Origin of the sequence: Prevotella sp. P5-50 (assembly GCF_002251295.1) — a bacterium.
Lineage (GTDB): Bacteria > Bacteroidota > Bacteroidia > Bacteroidales > Bacteroidaceae > Prevotella.
Window position 1 is genome coordinate 1 of record NZ_NPJA01000017.1, and the last position, 20,380, is coordinate 20,380.

The 20,380-nt window shown below is 42.1% G+C and carries 19 protein-coding genes; 16 read left to right on the plus strand and 3 right to left on the minus strand.

Annotation, left to right across the window (positions count from 1 at the left end; genetic code table 11):
- Nucleotides 1-133: 133 nt before the first annotated feature.
- Both CIK88_RS03705 and CIK88_RS12275 read right to left on the minus strand, forming a co-directional pair.
- A complete protein-coding gene (locus CIK88_RS03705; protein ID WP_144269573.1) occupies nucleotides 134-1,297 on the minus strand; it encodes an InlB B-repeat-containing protein in 1,164 nt (387 codons plus the stop codon).
- 606 nt (nucleotides 1,298-1,903) lie between these two features.
- Entirely contained in the window at nucleotides 1,904-2,095 is a 192-nt protein-coding gene (locus CIK88_RS12275; protein WP_144007333.1) for a hypothetical protein, read from the minus strand.
- Between the two features lie 861 nt (nucleotides 2,096-2,956).
- Here CIK88_RS12275 and CIK88_RS03715 point away from each other — a divergent pair.
- From CIK88_RS03715 to CIK88_RS03725, 3 genes are all read left to right on the plus strand, one after another.
- The gene (locus CIK88_RS03715; RefSeq protein ID WP_094434599.1) at nucleotides 2,957-3,646 is read left to right on the plus strand and encodes a hypothetical protein; all 690 of its coding nucleotides are present in this window, start codon (nucleotides 2,957-2,959) and stop codon (nucleotides 3,644-3,646) included.
- A gap of 314 nt (nucleotides 3,647-3,960) precedes the next feature.
- Nucleotides 3,961-4,335: a hypothetical protein gene (locus CIK88_RS03720; RefSeq protein WP_144269574.1), complete on the plus strand. Its 375-nt coding sequence runs from the start codon at nucleotides 3,961-3,963 to the stop codon at nucleotides 4,333-4,335.
- Nucleotides 4,336-4,983: 648 nt separating this feature from the next.
- Complete coding sequence (locus tag CIK88_RS03725) at nucleotides 4,984-6,900, plus strand: nucleoside-diphosphate sugar epimerase/dehydratase (RefSeq protein ID WP_094434603.1); 1,917 nt, start codon at nucleotides 4,984-4,986, stop codon at nucleotides 6,898-6,900.
- 1,654 nt (nucleotides 6,901-8,554) lie between these two features.
- Here CIK88_RS03725 and CIK88_RS03730 read toward each other — a convergent pair.
- Nucleotides 8,555-8,743 carry a hypothetical protein gene (locus CIK88_RS03730; RefSeq protein WP_094434605.1) on the minus strand — a complete coding sequence of 63 codons (189 nt, stop codon included), beginning with the start codon at nucleotides 8,741-8,743 and terminating at the stop codon, nucleotides 8,555-8,557.
- An 85-nt stretch (nucleotides 8,744-8,828) separates the two neighbouring features.
- Between CIK88_RS03730 and CIK88_RS03735 the strand changes: the two genes are divergently transcribed.
- The 13 genes from CIK88_RS03735 (at nucleotide 8,829) to CIK88_RS03785 (ending at nucleotide 20,270) form a co-directional block, all read left to right on the plus strand.
- Nucleotides 8,829-10,130, plus strand: coding sequence for an ATP-binding protein (locus tag CIK88_RS03735; RefSeq protein WP_094434607.1), 1,302 nt, complete (start codon nucleotides 8,829-8,831; stop codon nucleotides 10,128-10,130).
- Nucleotides 10,111-10,584: a hypothetical protein gene (locus CIK88_RS03740; RefSeq protein ID WP_094434609.1), complete on the plus strand. Its 474-nt coding sequence runs from the start codon at nucleotides 10,111-10,113 to the stop codon at nucleotides 10,582-10,584. Before CIK88_RS03735 ends, CIK88_RS03740 begins: the two co-directional genes overlap by 20 nt.
- Before the next feature lie 1,171 nt (nucleotides 10,585-11,755).
- On the plus strand, nucleotides 11,756-12,220 hold the full coding sequence (locus CIK88_RS03745) for a four helix bundle protein (protein ID WP_254046843.1): 465 nt from the start codon (nucleotides 11,756-11,758) through the stop codon (nucleotides 12,218-12,220).
- A gap of 13 nt (nucleotides 12,221-12,233) precedes the next feature.
- Nucleotides 12,234-12,539, plus strand: a complete 306-nt coding sequence (locus CIK88_RS03750; protein WP_254046251.1) for a four helix bundle protein — start codon at nucleotides 12,234-12,236, stop codon at nucleotides 12,537-12,539.
- A gap of 302 nt (nucleotides 12,540-12,841) precedes the next feature.
- A complete protein-coding gene (locus CIK88_RS12340; RefSeq protein WP_158214633.1) occupies nucleotides 12,842-12,988 on the plus strand; it encodes a hypothetical protein in 147 nt (48 codons plus the stop codon).
- On the plus strand, nucleotides 12,975-13,283 hold the full coding sequence (locus CIK88_RS03755; protein WP_094390743.1) for a hypothetical protein: 309 nt from the start codon (nucleotides 12,975-12,977) through the stop codon (nucleotides 13,281-13,283). The genes CIK88_RS12340 and CIK88_RS03755 overlap by 14 nt, the downstream gene beginning before the upstream one ends.
- A 26-nt stretch (nucleotides 13,284-13,309) precedes the next feature.
- On the plus strand, nucleotides 13,310-13,483 hold the full coding sequence (locus CIK88_RS12345; RefSeq protein ID WP_158214634.1) for a hypothetical protein: 174 nt from the start codon (nucleotides 13,310-13,312) through the stop codon (nucleotides 13,481-13,483).
- Nucleotides 13,484-13,544: 61 nt separating this feature from the next.
- Entirely contained in the window at nucleotides 13,545-14,345 is an 801-nt protein-coding gene (locus CIK88_RS03760) for a transposase (RefSeq protein ID WP_094434613.1), read from the plus strand.
- Nucleotides 14,346-14,482: 137 nt separating this feature from the next.
- On the plus strand, nucleotides 14,483-15,538 hold the full coding sequence (locus tag CIK88_RS03765) for a nucleoside-diphosphate sugar epimerase/dehydratase (protein WP_094434615.1): 1,056 nt from the start codon (nucleotides 14,483-14,485) through the stop codon (nucleotides 15,536-15,538).
- A gap of 8 nt (nucleotides 15,539-15,546) precedes the next feature.
- Complete coding sequence (wecB, locus tag CIK88_RS03770; RefSeq protein WP_094434617.1) at nucleotides 15,547-16,710, plus strand: non-hydrolyzing UDP-N-acetylglucosamine 2-epimerase; 1,164 nt, start codon at nucleotides 15,547-15,549, stop codon at nucleotides 16,708-16,710.
- A 35-nt stretch (nucleotides 16,711-16,745) separates the two neighbouring features.
- Nucleotides 16,746-17,954 (plus strand): NAD-dependent epimerase/dehydratase family protein, encoded by a 1,209-nt coding sequence (locus tag CIK88_RS03775; RefSeq protein WP_094434619.1) that lies wholly within the window; start codon nucleotides 16,746-16,748, stop codon nucleotides 17,952-17,954.
- Nucleotides 17,955-18,001: 47 nt separating this feature from the next.
- A complete protein-coding gene (locus CIK88_RS03780) occupies nucleotides 18,002-18,922 on the plus strand; it encodes a glycerophosphodiester phosphodiesterase family protein (protein WP_094434621.1) in 921 nt (306 codons plus the stop codon).
- Between the two features lie 25 nt (nucleotides 18,923-18,947).
- Nucleotides 18,948-20,270, plus strand: a complete 1,323-nt coding sequence (locus CIK88_RS03785) for a lipopolysaccharide biosynthesis protein (protein WP_094434623.1) — start codon at nucleotides 18,948-18,950, stop codon at nucleotides 20,268-20,270.
- The last annotated feature ends 110 nt before the right edge of the window (nucleotides 20,271-20,380 follow it).

The following is a 20,380-nucleotide window of genomic DNA, read 5'->3' on the forward strand; positions in this document are numbered from 1 at the left end:
GGCAGCACCAGTGATCACCAGTTCTATCACTCTCAGAACATACAGCGCTATGCGCTTCCAATTAATTCTCATACTCGTTGTTTTTAAATATAAAAATAGGATTAGTTGCATAAATCTCTCTTGTGGTTATCTGTTACCCCTCCAATCCGCCACCAGGGTTCTGTTCAGACGAATCCCCACCAGTCACCGTCTCGAAGTAGGCTGTGAGCGTCTGATTGCTATTCACCGTGATGGTACGTGACGCAGAGGTGTCGTTATCACTCCATCTCTTAAAGGTGTAGTTCTCCGATGGGGTAGCAGTGATGGTCACTTCCGTGCCAGCCTCATACTTACCGCCGCCGGTCACACTGCCACCGCCCATCGGGTTCGCCACCAGTGTCAGCGTCTTCTTCGTGTCTGTTGGGGTAGTAGGCGACACCACCTCATCAGCCTTTTCCTTGTTAGACTTCTCATCGGGCGAGAGGAAGATGTCGGTCGAACCGCCATAGCTGTTCACCGCCTCTTCGTACGCCTCATCATTCTGGTATGCCTCCAATAGCTTGTTCTCCACGATGAGGTACTGAGCCGATATCTCCGTTTTGTTTTTTCTCTTCTGGGAGTGAATCCATACCATACCGTGGTTGCCGAAGTCATGATTCTGCTGTGCTGCGAGACAGCCCTCCTGGATAGAGAAGCCACGAACGTCTGCAAGGGACAGTAGCTTCGTTTCGCTACGTCTCACGAGTACCACGCTACTGGCATCCACGTTCACCATCGGCACGTGTGTCACGTCGTTCACCTCTTGTGTGAGGAGGAAGTAGGTGATCTGGTCCCCGTAGTCATACCCCCTGTTGTTCTGCACCACGGCATTCGAGAACTCCGCCACGGTGGTCTCTGCTGTGATGACCAGGTCGCCGAGATCGATGTCTGTCACCGCCTGGTTACCCTTACCGGTCACCGATATCGACTTCACCTTACCATGTGTGATCTCATAGGGTGCAACGATGCAGATGCCTGCATTCACGTCTGGCTTGGTGAGATACACAGGAGAGTGTGAGAGGTTCGACGACACGAATTTATGGTAGTCGCTACGTCTGTTGCGTGTACCGCCGAAGGCGAGCTTCATATAGGGTTGCAACACCTGATATTCTCTGATGATGTTCGCCCATTTCATGCGCTGTTTCAGCTGTTGACCCGTCTTCGCGTCTTTCTTCTGGGTGATCTTCTCTGATACCACCGTCTGTCCACCGTTTCGCTTGAAGGTGAGATTACCTGCTGAACCACAAAGTTTTGAAATAATACCGTTTAAAATTGCCATAATGTTTGTTGTTTTAATGTTGGATTTCATCCTTCGTTTTCTCGCCATGGCAGAATTAAAGCGAGCTTTATTCTGCTCATTTGGCTTAACGAAAACGTTGATTTTGTGCCAATATTGGCGGAATGAATTAAAAAGCTTCCTCGCCACCAGCAAGAAGCTACATCGCTCCTTCCTCGTCGCATTTTCGCTCCTTTCTCGTCGTTTTCTCGTCGCTCTTTCGTTCGTTTTTCGCTTGTTCTTCGTTCGGTCCTCGATAGGTCTTCGATAGACTAACGAATAAGCAACGAGAGACGAACGAGAGACGAACGAGGACCTAACGAGAAGTTAACGAGAACCGAACGATAACTGGTAGGGTGTTCATCGGAGGATGATGCGTTTTAGTGCATCTTCCTTCCCTCTTCCCTGTTGTTGGATTTCTGATTTTTGTCATAATCTTTGGTTTTAAACTGTTTTAGATTCTCGTGGTGTCTTCCCCTCATCATTCAGGGCTCATCACCTGTTGTCGTTTGCAAAGGTACAAAGTCTGAAAAGGTGACTGTCACTCTTTGTCACTCTTTGTCACTCTTTGTCACTCTTTGTCACTCTTTGTCACTCTTTTTGAGGACTTTAATCGAGAGAGATGCAGAACACTTCACATAGATATTTCACTGCACCTGGAGTGAAAATCTGTCCACAGGGTTTAACACCAAGCTTTTCGAGTTCGTTACGGTGAGGCTTAAGCCATCTGTTAAGTGTTCTCTTGTTAACACCTAAAAGAATTGCTAATTCTTTTTTGGATAAAGTCTTGTTTTTGCTCATGTTTTTAGTTGTTTTTGGTTTTTAATTATTGTTATTGAAAAAAATAAATTTGTCCGGTAAAAATATCAATAATTTTCCATCTTTAACCCTAACGCTAACCTTAACACTAACTCCTGAAATGTCTCACACGGTTTACGCAGATCACACAGATTCTCTTAAGATTATTTTTAAGATTTTCGTTAAGATGTCGAGCCTGTAAGGCGATCCATTATAAAATTCTCCCCAAAAGCGAGGAACTCGAGCGCATTTTCTGTTAAGATTTTCTTAAAGATTTTGTTTCCGTTTAAATTCCGTCTAAGATCCGATGATAATAAGCCACGGAACACACGGAATACACAGATAAAAGATTCTAGTTAAAGATTTTCTTTAAGATTATGGTTAAGATGTCGAGCCTGTAAGGCGATCCCCTATAAAATCCCTCCAGCAGAGCAACGTACTGTTGCGCATTTTCAGTTAGGATTCTTCTAAAGATTTTGATACACAAGCAAAAACGGGCTGAAAGCCCAATGGTTTCCCTAGCCCAGGGCAACACCCTGAGGAAGAGCGCATTATAGTCAAAGATTTTATTTAAAGATTTTGATTTCCAGTATAATTGAATTGAATATATTTCTGGCCACAGGCCATTCTTAAAAAAGATTTCCCCCAAAGATTTCTTGCGAAGCAACTTCCAAAATAATTCCGTGGATAATTTCCGACGATCCGTGCCCTCCGTGTGCTCCGTGGATAAATTCCGATGATCCGATGATTGCCCTCCGTGGATAAACAAAATCACTGATTTCTGTGTGATATTAAAAAATAATTCGTAACTTTGTACGCCATAGGGGTAGCAACCCACTAAACCTCAAACAATAGAATAAAAAAATGACGCAGGATTGCTCTACAACACCTTCTATTGCCAACGAAAACGACAAGCGTTTTCCGAAAGGCATACGTATCAAAAGTGCTGATGCTACATCAGAACCAGTAAAACAACAAGTATCTAATGCCGAAGACAGGGCAGGGGATGACCAACAACCCTGGGGCTACCTCTTCGTACATAACAGACAGGTAGAGGCGTTCAAAAAAGAGATGGACGCCTACAACCTCGCCCATCCTGAAGCCCCTCACGCCTGTTTCATCCATTACTCCTATAAATATAAACAGAAGAGTAATGGCAAGGGAGTCATCAAGAAACACCTCCCCACCGTCAGTGGTCTCGTCTTCCTACAGGGTGACACCCAGTCCCTCCAAACCTTCTTACGCACCCATTACCCCTCTTACCATCTGATCAAAGACTGCAGCACAGGACTCCCCGCCAGCATCTCCCACCAGAAGATGCAACCTTTCATGCAAGTCCTCTCCAGTCACCCCGAACACATCACCTTCTTACGTGACCCCTTCCTGAAATTCGCCAAAGACCGCGTCAAACTCCGTGTCCTCACCGGTATCTTCAAAGGTTTCGAGGGCTACATCGTCCGCGTTGACCGCGACCGCCAACTCGTCATCGAGGTCGGCGGCTATGCCGTCGCCCTCCGCGACGTCCACAACGAAGACTTCACCCCCGCCGAATAAATGAAATGTCACACAGAATTCACCTCAGGTAAATCACAGAAAAATTTTTTAGTTGCTGCGCAAGAAATCTTTGGAGGAAATCTTAATAAAGATATTGCTTACGCAAGAAATAAAGAAAGGAGATAGAATGAAAAAAGATAAATGATTTCTGGCCTCTGGCCAAAGATTTTTCTCAAAGATTTCCACATAAGATTTCTAGCCTTCAGGCTACAAAAGAATCAGTTGGAGTATTGGGAATTGCCTTTGGCAAGAAATCTTTGGAGGAAATCTTAATAAAGATATTGCTTACGCAAGAAATAAAGAAAGGAGATAGAATGAATAATGATACACAATTTCTGGCCTCCGGCCATTCTTTAAAAAAGATTTCCTCCAAGATTTCTAGCCTTCAGGCTACTAAGAAAATCAAACAGCACTGTTATTTATCCATTTCTGGCCTCCGGCCATTCTTTAAAGAAGATTTCCACATAAGATTTCTAGCCTTCAGGCTACTAAGAAAATCAAACAGCACTGTTATTTATCCATTTCTGGCCCCCGGCCATTCTTTAAAAAAGATTTCCTCCAAGATTTCTAGCCTTCAGGCTACTCAGAATAAACCCTTTATTGGCGCACCTAAATTTTTTCATAACATTTTGATGTTTTATAAAGAAAAATGCGTACCTTTGTACGCTACAAGGGAAATGATGACCTGAGGGTCACCAGAAAACCCTTGATAGCGACATACGCACGAGGGGAAAATGCTAGATTCAAACAAACCTGTTATCACTGTCATAACCCCTTGCTACGAATCGTAAAACACAAAACGAAGGACTTATATGATGCCAGTCAATAGCAATATGGCACTATCACCACAGCCGGTGATCGCCAACGACTCCATCAAGTAGAAAGAGGAAATGACGCAGGATTGCTCTATCACTCTTCTTCTATCGCCGACGAAAACCACCGTTTTCCAAAGGGCAACCACGTTACTGGGACTGATACTCCATCGGGTCCAGGAATAGAAGAACTATCCTGTTAAATCCACGGATCACACAGAGAACACAGATGTTTGTTTAAGATTCTTCTAAAGATTTTCGTTAGGATGTCGAGCCTGTAAGGCGATCCCCATAAAACCCCTTCCCAAAAGCGAGGTATTCGAGCGCATTTTTATTAAGGATTTTAGTTAAAGATTATATTTATGGAGGCTGAGTGATAGATTATTTCTTGCGTAAGCAACATCTCAACAAAGATTTCCTCCAAAGATTTCTTGCGAAGCAACCCCCCCAAACCATCCGTATAAATTCCGTTTAAAATCCGATGATTACCCTCCGTGTAACATGTGAGATAATATAATAACGATTATGATTCAAAAAATATTTAATTGGTATTTTACCAGTAAAGCACTACCATATTGGGGCGTATTATGCTTAGACTGCGCCATTGTGATGTTCTCCGGCTACCTCGCCGAATACTTTGAACTCGGAGGTTCAGGGTTTGCCGCCAGTTTCTGGGCCATTACCCACTCCCTGCTGCTATGCGTATTGCTCTTTGTGATAGCCTTTCGCGTGTTTAGCACCTATAGTGGGGTAGTGCGCTACTCCTCCTTCGTTGACCTGCAACGGATCGCAGCAGCAACATCACTCGGATCCCTGCTGACCTACCTGATGTCGTTGGCAGTGAATCATGTATGGTCCATCGATGAAGTCCTGATGCCATCCCTCTCAGGTATAGTCCTGATGTTCACCTCATCAACCTGTTTGATGTTTATGGTCAGAGTCGCCGTGAAGAGCATGTTTGATGCAAGAAGAAAAGACGAACAAGCCCTGAAGACCGTGATCTACGGAATCAAACATGGCGCTATAGGTATGGCGAAGATGATCAAGAGCCAGTCCCCTCAACGCTATGTCCTTGATAGCTTCATTAGTCCTGACGGACAGATGGTAGGCCACATGCTCATGGGTGTGAAGATCCGTGAGGTAGAAGATACGTTAGCATCCCAGTTGAAAGCCGATGGCATTGATGCCATCTTAGTATCTCCGGTTCAAGCAGATAAATTCCGTGAAGATGACCATCTCATCAATGAACTCATCGCTAATGGCATCAAGATCATGATGATGCCCCATGCTTTAGAGTGGGACGGGAAAAGCGACTTGCTGCAAGACCAACTCCATGAAGTAGATATCGAAGACCTCCTGCCACGCGATAAGATAGAGGTGGATATGAATGCCATAGGCGCTCTTCTCACCGGTAAAAGGATCATGATAACAGGTGCTGCCGGCAGTATCGGTTCAGAGATGGTACGCCAGGTTGCTGTCTATCATCCCTCAGAACTGATCCTTATCGACCAGGCAGAAACCCCCATGCATGATATCCGTCTGCTGATGCAACGCCAGTTCCCTGCTATCAAGTCAGAGACCATCGTAGCCAGCATCTGCAATGCCACTTTCATGGAAGCCATCTTTGCAGCGCATCAGCCAGAGTATGTCTTCCATGCCGCAGCCTATAAACACGTGCCGATGATGGAAGACAATCCTGCCATGGCCGTGCAAAACAATATCTATGGCACCCGTGTTATTGCCGACCTGGCAGTCAAGTATGGCACCAAGAAATTTGTGATGATATCCACCGACAAGGCTGTTAATCCCACCAATGTGATGGGCTGCAGCAAGCGCATCTGTGAGATCTACTGTCAATCACTCAATAAAGCCATTGCCGAAGGCAAGGTAAAGGGCATCACCCAGTTTGTCACAACCCGCTTCGGTAATGTGCTGGGTAGCAACGGTTCTGTCATCCCCTTGTTCAAGCAACAGATTAGAAATGGCGGTCCTCTCACTGTCACCCATCCCGACATCATCCGTTTCTTCATGCTCATCCCCGAAGCCTGTAAGCTAGTCCTTGAGGCAGGCACCATGGGTAACGGCGGTGAAATCTTCGTCTTTGACATGGGCAAGCCCGTCAAGATTGTTGACCTCGCCAAGCGCATGATAGCCCTTTCCGGTGCTAAAAACATCGGAATAAAATTCACTGGCTTGCGTGAAGGCGAGAAACTCTACGAAGAAGTCCTTTCCGACCAGGAAGAAAACATCCCCACCAAGCATCCCAAGATCATGCGCGCCAAAGTCCGCGAGTACGAATACGCCACAGCCTGTGAAAACGAAAAGGCCCTCTTAGACATCTCCTACACCTACAACGACATGGATATAGTAAAGAAGATGAAGGACATCGTCCCAGAATACAAAAGCCAAGTCTCCAAATACGAAATCCTAGACAAGAAATAGTTCATAGTTCATAGTTTATAGGTTATAGGTTATAGGTTAGTGTTTAGAGGTTATGGGTTAGAGGTTAGTGGTTAGCGTTAAGGTTAGAGTTTAAAGTTATAGTAGAATTGATTAATTTCTGGCCTCCGGCCATTCTTTAAGAAGATTTCCTCCAAGATTTCTTGCGTCAGCAACCCCAAAAACATCCACGGACCACACGGAGAACACGGAAAAGAGATTTTAGTTAAAGATTCTTCCAAAGATTCTAGTTAGGATGTCGAGCCGTAAGGCGATCCCCAAGAAACTCCTCCTGCAGAGCAACGTACTGTTGCGTATTTTAGTCAAGGATTTTCTTTAAAGATTATGTTGTGACTGCCTACTTGAGTGATAGATTAATTTCTGGCCTCCGGCCATTCTTTAAGAAGATTTCCTCCAATATTTCTTGCGTCAGCAACCCCAAAAACATCCACGGACCACACGGAGAACACGGAAAAAGATTCTAGTTAAAGATTCTTTTTAAGATTTTGTTTTAGATGTCGAGCCGTAAGGCGATCCCCAACAAACCCCTCCTGCAGAGCAACGTACTGTTGCGTATTTTAGTCAAGGATTTTCTTTAAAGATTATGTTGTGAATGCCTACTTGAGTGATAGATTAATTTCTGGCCCACGGCCATATTTTATTAAAGATTTCCTCCAAGATTTCTTGCGCTCGCGCAACCCCAAAATATCCGTTTAAATTCCGTCTAAATTCCGATGATCCGTGCCCTCCGTGTCCTCCGTGGATCCATAATAATTTCTGGCCCCCGGCCATTCTTAAAAAAGATTTCCTCCAAAGATTTCTAGCCGTAGGCTACCCAAAAAGATTCCGTCTAACTCCCAACGATCCGTGCCCTCCGTGTGTTCCGTGGATTATCAGAGCGTCCTCCGTGGATAAATTTTTTCGTAACATTTTGATGTTATATACAGAAAAATGTGTACCTTTGTACGCTACAAGGGAAATGATGACCTGAGGGTCACTCAGAAAAACCTCTAAAATAAAGATTTATATGATGCCAGTCAATAGCAATATGGCCCAATCACCGCAACCGGTGACCGCCAACGACTCCATCAAATAGAAAGAGGAAATGACGCAGGATTGCTCTATCACTCTTCTTCTATCGCCGACGAAAACCACCGTTATGACAACCACCGTTTTCCAAAGGGCAACCACCGTTACTGGGACTGATACTCCATCGGGTCCAGGAATAGAAGAACTATCCTGTTAAATCCACGGATCACACGGAGAACACGGAGTGTTTAGTTTAAAGGTAATAGGTTATAGTTTAGAGATTCTAGTTTAAGATTCTTCTCAAGATTATAGTTTAGATGTCGAGCCGTTAGGCGATCCCCAATAAATCCCTTACCAGAAGCGAGGTATTCGAGCGCATTCTAGTCAAAGATTATAGTTAAAGATTATGTTGTAGCTGCCTATCTGAATGATAGATTATTTCTGGCTCCCGGCCATTCTTTAAAAAAGATTTCCTCCAAGATTTCTTGCGTAGCAACTAAAAAATCCACGGATCACACAGATCATAAGGATGTTAGTTTAAGATTCTTCTCAAGATTCTAGTTTAGATTTCGAGCCGTAGGCGATCCATAATAAGACCCTCCCATAAAGCAACGTACTGTTGCGCATTCTAGTAAGGATTTTCTTTGAAGATTATAGTGAAATTGATTATTTCTTGCGTCAGCAACATCTCAACAAAGATTTCCTCCAAAGATTTCTTGCCGTAGGCAACTAAAAGAATCCGTCTAAATCCGTTTAAATTGGCTACGCCTTTGTTTTCTCGCCACGGCATAATTAAAGCGAGCTTTATTCTGCTCATGGCTTAACGAAAACAATCCGATGATCCGATGATAAAACATCCACGGACCACACAGATCACACTCTTAGCATAAAACTTAAATACTATGCAGACAATAGAAATACGAAATATAGGACCTTTGAGGGAAACGGGAATTGTTCCAGTTTCTCAAGTTATGCTGTTAATCGGTGAACAGAGTACAGGCAAAAGTACATTCATGAAGATTTTGTGTTTTTGTTGTTGGCTCGAAAAACAAGTCATGATTGGTGGTGATAGTATTGTTTCGAAATATACTCATTATTATCGCTTTTGGAATGAACTTAAGAAATTTCATCATTTTAATGATGATTTTCTTTCTGATAGCAGTTGTATTAAATACGATGGTTATGCTATACAGATAGAAATGCGAGGAAAAAAAAGCAACGCAAAGATTGTTAGAAAACCTAAGTTTGCAGAAATCAAACATAATCTGAAAATAAGTTTCTTGCCGTCAGAAAGGAATTTGTTGTCGTCTATCCAAAATATAGAAAACTTATACAGATCGAAAGATGTTGATATGTTGTTCAATTATATACTGGAATGGGGAGAGGCGAGGTCGCAGTTTAATGTAGCACATCCGCTTGATTTGGTCTTTGTTGAAAAAATGAAGTATCATTATGATGAAAAATATGGTGATGTTTTGACATTGGCTGATGGACATTCAAAGATAAGGCCATATTATGCATCAAGTGGAGTACAGTCTGCTTTACCTATACAGGTGCTTGCTACTTATCTTGCAGGTGAAGTGGGTACTTCTGCAAAGATAAGTCCAGTCGAATATTTGAAGCAGTTGAATCTGTTAACTGATTCTAAAATAGATGTAAAGGTTCTGTCTGCTGTACTAAGTGAGATGTTGAGAAGTGAAGATACTTCAAAACCAATTAAAATTAATAAGATTCCCGCTTCTCTTGAAAATGTACTAAATAGCATTTTGAATCGTTCGTCATATCAATCTTTTCACATGTTTATTGAAGAGTTGGAACAGAATCTGTTTCCAAAAGCTCAGTTTGAACTTGTCAAAATGTTAGTGGGACTCTTGAAAAAGATGGAACAGAAATCTACGGGATATACAAGTACGGTGTTTTTAACAACTCATAGCCCATATGTCTTAACGGCATTGAATGTTATGATGTTGGCATCCATAGCATACGAAAAGTCACCTGACAAAGTTAGAGACATTGGACTTGAGGATTATGTTCTTCCTAAAGAGGCTTATTCTGCATATTGTATAAAGAATGGACGCTTTGAAAATATTGTAGACGAAGAATATGGTTTTATAAAAGGAGATTTCTTGGATTCTGTTTCAGAATTGGTGGACAATTATACATTTGAATTAAATTCACTTATATATGGCAACGCTGAAGGATAAGTTGGATGCTTTTGATGGTCAACCTGAACAGGAATGGAACAAAAGAAAAGGTATATCTGTTGGTGAGCGCGGACAAGTGTATAGAGCAAATTTTTCGCAAGAATACATGTCTGCCGTATATGCCATAGATGGTGGTATTATTAAAGATTATGATATTGTCAAGTGCGACAAATTGGTTTTGCTTGATTTAGATAATCAAACGTTATTTGAATTGTTTGTTGAGTTGAAAGGCGCAAACATACAACATACGATAAAACAAGTAGAGGCAACATTGAAAAATCCTTTGTTTAAGGATTCTGCTGTTAAAAAAAGAGAAGCGAGAATAGTGGGGCGTAAGATACCAAGTAATACAGGAAATTCAATAACAGAAATAGCGAAGAAAAATTTCATATCAAGATATAACTGCAGATTGGAGTTTAAAACAGGACCTGCAGTTGAGAATATCAAAATATGATATTTGTATTTATCAAATAAATACGTAAGCGGTAAGCGTTAAGGTAAGCGTTAAGGTTATAGTTTAGAGATTCTAGTTAAAGACTCTTCTAAAGATTTTGATACACAAGCAAAAACGGGCTGAAAGCCCAATGGTTTCCCTAGCCCAGGGCAACACCCTGAGGAAGAGCGCATTTTTATTAAGGATTTTAGTTAAAGATTATGTTCATGCTGGCTGAGTGATAGATTTTTTCTTGCGTAAGCAATTCTTAACAAAGATTTCCTCCAAGATTTCTAGCGAAGCTACTAAAAACTCCCGATGATCCGTGCCCTCCGTGTGTTCTGTGGATAAATTTTTTCGCAACATTTTGATGTTTTATACAGAAAAATGTGTACCTTTGTACGCAACAAGGGAAATGATGACCTGAGGGTCACTCAGAAAAACCTCTAAAATAATGATTTATATGATGCCAGTCAATAACTATATGGCACCATCACCGCAGCCGGTGACCGCCAACGACTCCATCAAATAGAAAGAGGAAATGACGCAGGATTGCTCTATCACTCTTCTTCTATCGCCGACGAAAACTCATGTTATGACAACCACCGTTTTCCAAAGGGCATCCACGTTACTGGGACTGATACCACATCGGGTCCAGGAATAGAAGAACTATCCTGTTAGGTTATAGGTTATAGTTTTAAGGTTAGCGGTTAGCGTTAAGGTTAACGTTAAGGTTATAGTTTAGAGATTCTAGTTAAAGATTATTCTAAAGATTCTAGTTAAGATGTCGAGCCTGTAAGGCGATCCATAATAAGACCCTCCCATAAAGCAACGTACTGTTGCGCATTCTAGTAAGGATTTTCTTTGAAGATTATAGTGAAATTGATTATTTCTTGCGTCAGCAACTCTCAATACAGATTTCCCATAGATACTCCACTTTTTACCGCCACTGATACTCAGCAAGTTATGAAAAGAGAGCCGATTTTCCCACAACATTTCCACAACAATTTCATTTGTTGGGAGGCTAAAGGGAATATAGCCCTGAGGATGGCATTTAAGACGTTGTAAAGAAAACTTCAGCCGTCAGCCATCATACATCTGACATCTCTGCCGCTAAGGTACAAAAAAATTTTGAAATACGCAAGCAGAATATTAAATTCTTACTTCTTACATATCACCTCTTACTTCGACTATGTCAATAATCTCAGATGCGATACAAGCAAAATGCCTAGCCTTTGGCGACAGAGTGATCAAACTCAACGACTATTTGCTGGCACAGGCTGCGATGGAGCATGAGAAATATAAGAAAGAATTGAGGCAACGTAAGCCTGGACAAAAGACATCTTCCATCTTACATCTTCCTTCTTCCATCCCACTTCATTTGCAATCCGTGTCAAATCTCTGCAATCAGTTACTTCGGGCAGGAACCAGCATTGGAGCCAATAATGCCGAGGCATGTAACGGCATTAGTAAAGCTGATTTCAAAAGCAAATCTTTTATTGCACTAAAGGAGGCTCGAGAATCACTTTATTGGATTGAATTGCTTCATAGGAATAGTTTTATTGATGATAGGCAATACGAGTCTATATATGGTGACTGTGAGGAGTTGGTAAAAGTTCTCCATCATCGCTGTAAAAAAATCAATGATACAGAATAAGAGGAGTTATAGAATGGGTGTAGCAACATCTTCCATCTTCCTTCTTCCATCTAACATCTTTCTCTGCAATCAGTTACTTCGGGCAGGAACCAGCATTGGAGCCAATAATGCCGAGGCATGTAACGGCATTAGTAAAGCTGATTTCAAAAGCAAATCTTTTATTGCACTAAAGGAGGCTCGAGAATCACTTTATTGGATTGAATTGCTTCATAGGAATAGTTTTATTGATGATAGGCAATACGAGTCTATATATGGTGACTGTGAGGAGTTGGTAAAAGTTCTCCATCATCGCTGTAAAAAAATCAATGATACAGAATAAGAGGAGTTATAGAATGGGTGTAGCAACATCTTCCATCTTCCTTCTTCCATCTAACATCTTTACGACATTCATCAGACATCCGGGAATCGGACCTTTCCTGGTCTTTTCACTACAAAATTAGCATAATTCAGGCATTCCTGCAATAGCATTAAGATATTTTGCACTTTGACTGTTAACGAAAGTTACAAGACACAGCAGAGCAGGCATGCAGCATAAAATACAAAAATTGAAAAATAATGGTTCAAAGTGCGATAAGATTCAAATCTTTTTCGTATCTTTGCCCACAAAATAAAAGCAGTATTATGATAGTAACCAATCAAGCAACAGATACGAAGCAGAATTTCAATGCCACTTCCACCCGAAATAGGATAATGGCCAGTACAATGTCTGTGGACGAATACTTCGATGAACTGATAGACATGGTGCGCGAGGATTATGCAAATCTATGAGGTTCGAATCAGTCATGGAGCTCGTGCAGATATGGCAGAATTGCGCAAGTTCCTTAAGTCTATGATGACGGTGGAAGGAGCTATTCGCTATGCCAATAATATGCGTGAGGAGATAAAGACGTTGGCATTTTATGCTGATCTCTATGGCAAGACAACATCAATGACACTGCGTCAGATACACCCCGAGGCACGCCGGATGGTATCTCATAACCGTAAATGGGTGTACGTCTATCATATTGAAGCATCCTTCGTCATAGTAGACCGAATCCTCCCTGCCAATATGAACAAAGGTTGAATCCTCATCCAACGAAATCTTATATCATGTCTGAAATCTCCGATGCCATACAGACCAAGTGCTTGGCTTTTGGCGACCGCATTATAAAACTCAACGACTACCTATTGAAAGAGGCTGCTAATAAGAAGCCATCCTTCAAGATAGTGAAGGGTAAACGAGTATATGAGAAATCAGTACCAGTATATTTGCAATCAGTATGACACGTACCTGTCCCTTGTCATTTAGAATCTAACTAATAAAGGAATAAGGGTGGTTTAACCAATGCCTCGACAGTCACGAAAGCCCTCAGACACCGGTATCTACCATGTGATGATGCGTGGTATTAATCATCAAACCATCTTTGAAGATGAGGAAGACAACTACCAGTTCATCAACACCCTCGACCGCATGCGTGTTAGGTACGATGACGAAGGCAACGCTTGTGGCCGAAACTGCTGCTATTACGCCTACTGCCTCATGGGCAACCACTTTCACCTCCTGATTCGCGAGCGCGACGAAAGAGTGGGAGAGACCATCAAGCGCATAGCAAGTTCATACGTGTACTATTATAATAGGAAGTACGGTCGTGACGGACACCTGTTCAAAGAGCGCTTCAAGAGCGAGCCAGTCAACGACATAGCCTACTTCACCGTACTGCTGAGGTATATACACCAAAATCCCGTCAAGGCGGGCATAGTAGAAAAAGTAAAGGACTACGAGTTCAGCTCCTGGGGCGAGTACGACGGCACCGTGGAGCCAGTATTTCAGATTTGCGATGTCAATACCGTACTGAATAGGATACCCTTTAAGGAGTTGGACGAATGGGTCAACGACCCGCTGGCAGATGATGTCTGCTGTTTAGACAACGACAATGAACGCCCTCGCTTGCGTCTTTCAGACGACCAAGTGTGGCAAGAGATAATAAAGATAGCAGGTGTAACCTGTAGTAGTGATTTTCAAAAAATAGATAAAACGAAACAACGAGAAGCGTTAGGCCTGTTGCGAGAGTTGGGTGCATCAGTGCGGCAGCTGGAGCGACTGACAGGCATCAGTCGGGGAGTGATTCAGTTCGTAAGGAAGTAGCTTGCCCCCTATGACACGTACCTGTCCCTTGTCATGCTTGTCATGACGGATTCTGACTGCACAGGTGGAACATAAGTTCGCAGTTCGATACTGCCAGTCAGAGCAAAAAGGAGAATAAACAATTAATTGAAGATATTATGTCAGTATTTAAGGACAAAGTCCTCCTCATTACTGGAGGCACAGGTAGTTTTGGTAATGCAGTGTTGAACAGGTTCCTCAGAACCGATATAGGTGAAATCCGCATCTTCTCCCGCGACGAGAAGAAGCAGGACGATATGCGTCACGACTTCCAGGCAAGGATGCCGGAGGTGGCCAACAAGATTAAGTTCTATATTGGTGACGTACGCAACAAGAGCACACTGAAGTACGCTATGAAGGGCGTGGACTATGTGTTCCATGCTGCAGCCCTGAAGCAGGTGCCCAGCTGCGAGTTCTTCCCGATGGAAGCAGTGAAGACCAATGTGATTGGTACAGACAATACGCTGGATGCCGCTATTGATGCAGGTGTGAAGTGTGTCATCTGTCTCTCCACTGATAAAGCTGCTTATCCTATCAATGCGATGGGTATTACCAAGGCCATTGAGGAGAAGATTGCCGTAGCTAAGAGCCGTCTATCAGGTGATACCAAGATCTGCTGCACTCGTTATGGTAACGTAATGTGCAGCCGTGGTTCTGTTATTCCTCTTTGGATTGACCAGATTCGCAAAGGCAATCCTATCACCATTACTGAGCCTTCTATGACTCGATTCATTATGAGCCTGGAAGAGGCCGTTGACTTGGTACTGTTTGCCTTCGAGAATGGTAAGAATGGTGACATCCTTGTTCAGAAAGCACCGGCCTGCACAATTGAAACTCAGGCGAAGGCGGTGGTTGAACTATTCAAGCACCAGGCACCTAATGAACCCGAGATTCGCGTGATTGGTATCCGCCATGGTGAGAAGATGTACGAAACCCTTCTTACCAAGGAAGAGGCTGCCAAGGCAATAGATATGGGTAACTTCTATGCAGTTCCTGCAGATAACCGTGACTTGAACTATGACAAATATTTCAAGGATGGTGATACAAAGCGTGCCACTATTGAGGAGTTCAATAGTAACAATACAAAACGTCTGAATCTGGAAGAGACAAAAGAGAAGATAGCTTCGTTGACGTATATCCAGAATGAACTCAACGGAATACCTAATCTTGTATAAGTATAATTATGGCCGCATTTAAGAATAACGGAAAACTTAAACTCCTCATTATAGTTGGTACAAGACCGGAGATTATACGTCTGGCAGCAGTAATCAATGAATGCCGCGAATATTTTGACTGCCTCCTAGCACACACTGGTCAGAACTATGACTATAACCTGAATGGTGTGTTCTTCAAAGACCTGAAGTTGGCAGACCCTGATGTGTATATGGAAGCCGTAGGTAATGACCTGGGTGAGACAATGGGTAACATCATTGCCAAAAGCTATCAGTTGATGGTGGAGGTGAAACCGGATGCCGTGCTGGTACTTGGTGATACCAATAGCTGCCTTAGTGTGATTGGTGCTAAGCGCCTACACATTCCTATCTTCCATATGGAGGCTGGTAACCGCTGCAAGGATGAGTGCCTGCCTGAGGAGACCAACCGCAGGATTGTGGACATCATCAGTGATGTGAATATGGCGTACAGTGAGCACGCCCGCAGGTATTTGGCTGATACAGGTTTGCCAAAGGAGCGCACATACGTCACCGGCAGCCCTATGGCTGAAGTGCTGCACAATAACCTCGCAGAGATTGAGGCCAGCGACATTCACAAGCGTTTGGGCTTGGAGAAGGGCAAGTACATCTTGCTCTCTGCTCACCGTGAAGAGAATATTGATACTGAGAAGAACTTCCTTTCGCTATTTAATGCTATCAATAAGATGGCTGAGAAGTATGATATGCCCATTCTGTACTCTTGCCATCCTCGTTCTCGTAAGCGTTTGGAGGCTTCTGGTTTCAAGTTGGATAAGCGCGTCATCCAACACGAACCCCTGGGATTCCACGACTACAACTGTCTGCAGATGAATGCCTTTGCTGTGGTGAGTGACAGCGGCACCCTGCCCGAGGAAAGCAGTTTCTTCACCAGCGTAGGTCATCCGTTCCCTGCCGTCTGCATCCGCACATCAACCGAGCGCCCCGAGGCACTTGATAAGGGCTGCTTTGTGCTCAGCGGCATAGATGAGAAAGGCCTTCTTCAAAGTGTAGATGTTGCCGTTGAATTAATCAAGGATGCTAAACCAGGCATTCCTGTGCCGGACTACGTGGACGAGAACGTTTCCACCAAGGTTGTCCGCATCATCCAGAGTTATGTAGGTGTGGTGAACAAAATGGTCTGGCGCAAAGAGATATGATTTCACTTTAATCATTTTAACGTTAAAAATTGTAGATGAAGATACTTGTAACAGGAGCCAAGGGGTTCGTTGGAAAGAACCTTTGTTGGGCGCTGAAGAATATTGCCGATGGCAAGGACAGACGGTTCCCGGAACTGCAGATTGACGGAATCTTTGAATACGATCTGGATTCAACACCCGAGCAACTTGACCAGTGGTGCAAGGATGCCGACTTTGTGTTCAATCTTGCCGGGGTGAACCGCCCCCAGAATCAGGAAGAGTTTATGCAAGGGAACTTCGGTTTTGCCTCCACACTTCTTGATACACTGAAAAAGTATAAGAATACTTGCCCTGTGATGCTGAGTTCAAGCCAGCAGGCATCATTGACTGGTCGTTTCGGGAATTCAGAGTACGGTCGTTCGAAGAAGGCAGGCGAGGACTTGTTCTTGGAGTACGGCAAAGAGACTGGAGCTGAAGTGCACGTTTATCGTTTCCCGAACCTCTTTGGCAAGTGGTGCCGCCCCAATTACAACAGTGCTGTGGCCACCTTCTGCAACGCCTTTGCCAACGACCTGCCTTACACCGTCAATGACCCCAGCGTAGAACTGGAACTGCTTTACATTGACGACCTTGTGGACGAGATGATAGCAGGCTTGCAGGGCAAAGAACACCATTGCGAGTTCAATGGCCTTGACGTACTGCCGCAGGCAGACGGCAAGTATTGCTATTGCCCTGTGACGCATCATGTCACCCTTGGTGGAATTGTAGAACTCCTCAAGAGCTTCACTGAGCAGCCCAAGACCCTGATAATTCCAGAGATACCTGCTGGTAGCTTTGCTAAGAAACTCTACAGCACTTACCTCAGCTACCTGCCTTACGAGAAAACCGCTTTTGACCTGAAGATGAATGTGGACGACCGTGGCAGCTTCACCGAGCTGGTACATACCCTCAATGCAGGTCAGGTAAGCATCAACATCTCTAAGCCTGGCATCACCAAAGGCCAGCATTGGCACAACACCAAGTTTGAGCAGTTCATTGTGGTGAAAGGCCACGGCCTCATCCAGCAACGCAACCTTAATGATCCCGAAGGCAAAGTGTTGGAGTGGGAAGTTTCTGGCGACCACATCCAAGCCGTCCACATGCTCCCCGGCTACACCCACAACATCATCAACCTGAGCAATACCGAAGACTTGGTAACAGTAATGTACTGCAATGAAATATTCAATCCGAACAAGCCGGATACCTTTTTTGAACCTGTAAAATAAGGTAAGCGTATCGTTTTACCCGATTGTTTTTTATAATTATTCTTTTCATGATTCTTATGAGTCGGGCCTTGCTATTCTTTATTGTAATTGTATCTTTGTGTTCATGCGAGGTTGAAGCGGCAAGTGACATAAATATTGCTGAAAAGAATCCTTATTATTGTTTAATTTCTTCAAGTGTCGATATTGACTCGTACTTTTCATACAATCCTAATCAATATGATGTGATAGTTAGTGGTCATAGAGGTGGTCGCTTGCAAGGTTACCCGGAAAATTGTATTGAAACTTTTGAGCAAATTTTGAAATATATACCTGTATTTTTTGAAATAGATATCCGGGAAACTAAGGATGGTATAGCTGTTTTATTGCATGATGATACACTAGATAGAACGACAACTGGTGAAGGCTATTTATGTGATTATACATTTGAGGAAATACAACAGCTTTACCTTGTAGATAGTAAGGGGCAAAAGACTAATTATAGAATACCATCTCTTATAGATGTGATCAAGTGGAGTCAAAATAAAGTAATATTGAACTTTGATAATAAAACTATATCAACTGAAGATTTGTGTAAAATTGTTGATAATTGTGGGGCGAAGAATTGTATTTTTACAATAATGTCTCCTGTAATGTCAAAAGAAATACTTAAATATATACCTGATGCGCGTTTCTCAGCTTATATAAGTTCTAAAGAAAAATTAGACAGGCATAGAAGTGAGGGGCTTCTTTCTAAAATTGTGGTTGCGTATTTGGAATCATATGAGGTGACCCATGAAGATCTTCTTGATGCAATCCATCAAGAAGGAATACGCTGTATGGTTGCGACTGCCACAATGGGAGGTAATAGTGATATTAGTAGGATTAATTTTCTGAATTCAGTATTATCAACTCGCCCTGATATAATTGAAACAGACTATCCTTGCTTGATGACCTTTTTCAATAGTATAAGAGTTCCGTCGAGGCTCTAATTATAAAAATTCATTTTAATCATATATGAATACGAGAACCCAGCAAGCAAAAAAGAATATTTTCTTGATGGTTTTAATAAAGGGACTAACAATGCTTGTTAGTTTCCTTTATATACCTTTACTGCTTAATAGCCTTGATAAGGATGAATATGCAGTTTGGCTAACTCTAACATCGTTGATTTCTATGCTCGGGATGTTTGATATTGGGCTGGGTAATGGTTTGAGGAATAAATTAGCCGCAGCATTAGCTAATGATGATTATGAATTAGGCCGAACGTATGTGAGTACGGCTTATGTATGCATTTTCATTCTTGTGGCCGTTTTATTTTTATTGTATATATTTAGTAATTTGTTTGTAAATTGGAGTTTTGTTCTTAATGCAAATGATATTTCTTCACAGGAAATCAATACTCTTGTTTTCATAGTATTAGTCTCTTTTTTAGCTCAATTTGGTTTAGGGTTAATTAACTCAGTATTATATGCATTACAGAAGCCTGCTTTATCTTCTTTATTGTTACTTGTTGGTCAGTTCTTGTCTTTAGCATTAGTCTATATTTTAGCAATTGTTCTTGATGTACATTCTTTATTGATTATCGGTGGTGCTATTTCATTAACAACCCCCGTTGTGTTATTGCTCTCTAGTTTATTCTTGTTCCATGGCAGTTGCAAAAAAGTAGCTCCCAAGTTGTCTCTGTTTAAGAGACCGCTGATAAAGGAAATATTATCTTTAGGCATTAAGTTTTTCATTATTCAAATAATTACTTTGCTGTTATTTCAATCCAATAGTATTATTATTGCACATTCAGTAGGGAATGAAGCAGTTATTGAGTATAATATTGCATATAAATATATTGTTTCATTAGTAATTATCTTTAATATTATTGCCACTCCAATGTGGTCTGCAACTACAGATGCTTATGAACAGGGAGATATTTTGTGGATAAAGAAAACTAATAAAGCATTACTAAAGGTAACATTGCTATTGACTGTTTTTGGACTAGTTATGTTGTTTGTCTCTAGTTATGTTTACCCACTATGGCTTCAAAGTGAAACTACCCATATTAGTTTTATTACTACTTTATTACTGTATTTATATAGCATAGGCATGATGGTGTATGGTTCGTATGGTTATATACTCAATGGTATTGGTAAACTAAATATACAAATTGTTTGCACATTAGTTATATCATTGCTATATATACCAATCTCTTATATAATGGGTTGTTATCTAGGCCTAAGTGGAGTCCTAATAGCGTTCGCAACAAGCTCTTTCTTAAACTGTATATGGTCGAAGATACAATATGAAAAGATTACTAATAATAAAGCAGAGGGCATTTGGAACAGATGACTAATAATACTACTTCTTCTTCCTTCCTATCATATATTCTCTTGTACCTGTTACTCGCGTTAACAACATTTGAATATTTCTTTCGTTATACACCTTTGGTGTATGATGAA

Excerpts from the sequence above, each read along its gene's own strand:
- CIK88_RS03705 (WP_144269573.1), bottom strand. The coding sequence starts at position 1,297 with ATGGCAATTTTAAACGGTATTATTTCAAAACTTTGTGGTTCAGCAGGT.
- CIK88_RS12275 (WP_144007333.1), bottom strand. The coding sequence starts at position 2,095 with ATGAGCAAAAACAAGACTTTATCCAAAAAAGAATTAGCAATTCTTTTA.
- CIK88_RS03715 (WP_094434599.1), top strand. The coding sequence starts at position 2,957 with ATGACGCAGGATTGCTCTACAACACCTTCTATTGCCAACGAAAACGAC.
- CIK88_RS03720 (WP_144269574.1), top strand. The coding sequence starts at position 3,961 with ATGAATAATGATACACAATTTCTGGCCTCCGGCCATTCTTTAAAAAAG.
- CIK88_RS03725 (WP_094434603.1), top strand. The coding sequence starts at position 4,984 with ATGATTCAAAAAATATTTAATTGGTATTTTACCAGTAAAGCACTACCA.
- CIK88_RS03730 (WP_094434605.1), bottom strand. The coding sequence starts at position 8,743 with ATGAGCAGAATAAAGCTCGCTTTAATTATGCCGTGGCGAGAAAACAAA.
- CIK88_RS03735 (WP_094434607.1), top strand. The coding sequence starts at position 8,829 with ATGCAGACAATAGAAATACGAAATATAGGACCTTTGAGGGAAACGGGA.
- CIK88_RS03740 (WP_094434609.1), top strand. The coding sequence starts at position 10,111 with ATGGCAACGCTGAAGGATAAGTTGGATGCTTTTGATGGTCAACCTGAA.
- CIK88_RS03745 (WP_254046843.1), top strand. The coding sequence starts at position 11,756 with ATGTCAATAATCTCAGATGCGATACAAGCAAAATGCCTAGCCTTTGGC.
- CIK88_RS03750 (WP_254046251.1), top strand. The coding sequence starts at position 12,234 with ATGGGTGTAGCAACATCTTCCATCTTCCTTCTTCCATCTAACATCTTT.
- CIK88_RS12340 (WP_158214633.1), top strand. The coding sequence starts at position 12,842 with ATGATAGTAACCAATCAAGCAACAGATACGAAGCAGAATTTCAATGCC.
- CIK88_RS03755 (WP_094390743.1), top strand. The coding sequence starts at position 12,975 with ATGCAAATCTATGAGGTTCGAATCAGTCATGGAGCTCGTGCAGATATG.
- CIK88_RS12345 (WP_158214634.1), top strand. The coding sequence starts at position 13,310 with ATGTCTGAAATCTCCGATGCCATACAGACCAAGTGCTTGGCTTTTGGC.
- CIK88_RS03760 (WP_094434613.1), top strand. The coding sequence starts at position 13,545 with ATGCCTCGACAGTCACGAAAGCCCTCAGACACCGGTATCTACCATGTG.
- CIK88_RS03765 (WP_094434615.1), top strand. The coding sequence starts at position 14,483 with ATGTCAGTATTTAAGGACAAAGTCCTCCTCATTACTGGAGGCACAGGT.
- wecB (WP_094434617.1), top strand. The coding sequence starts at position 15,547 with ATGGCCGCATTTAAGAATAACGGAAAACTTAAACTCCTCATTATAGTT.
- CIK88_RS03775 (WP_094434619.1), top strand. The coding sequence starts at position 16,746 with ATGAAGATACTTGTAACAGGAGCCAAGGGGTTCGTTGGAAAGAACCTT.
- CIK88_RS03780 (WP_094434621.1), top strand. The coding sequence starts at position 18,002 with ATGATTCTTATGAGTCGGGCCTTGCTATTCTTTATTGTAATTGTATCT.
- CIK88_RS03785 (WP_094434623.1), top strand. The coding sequence starts at position 18,948 with ATGAATACGAGAACCCAGCAAGCAAAAAAGAATATTTTCTTGATGGTT.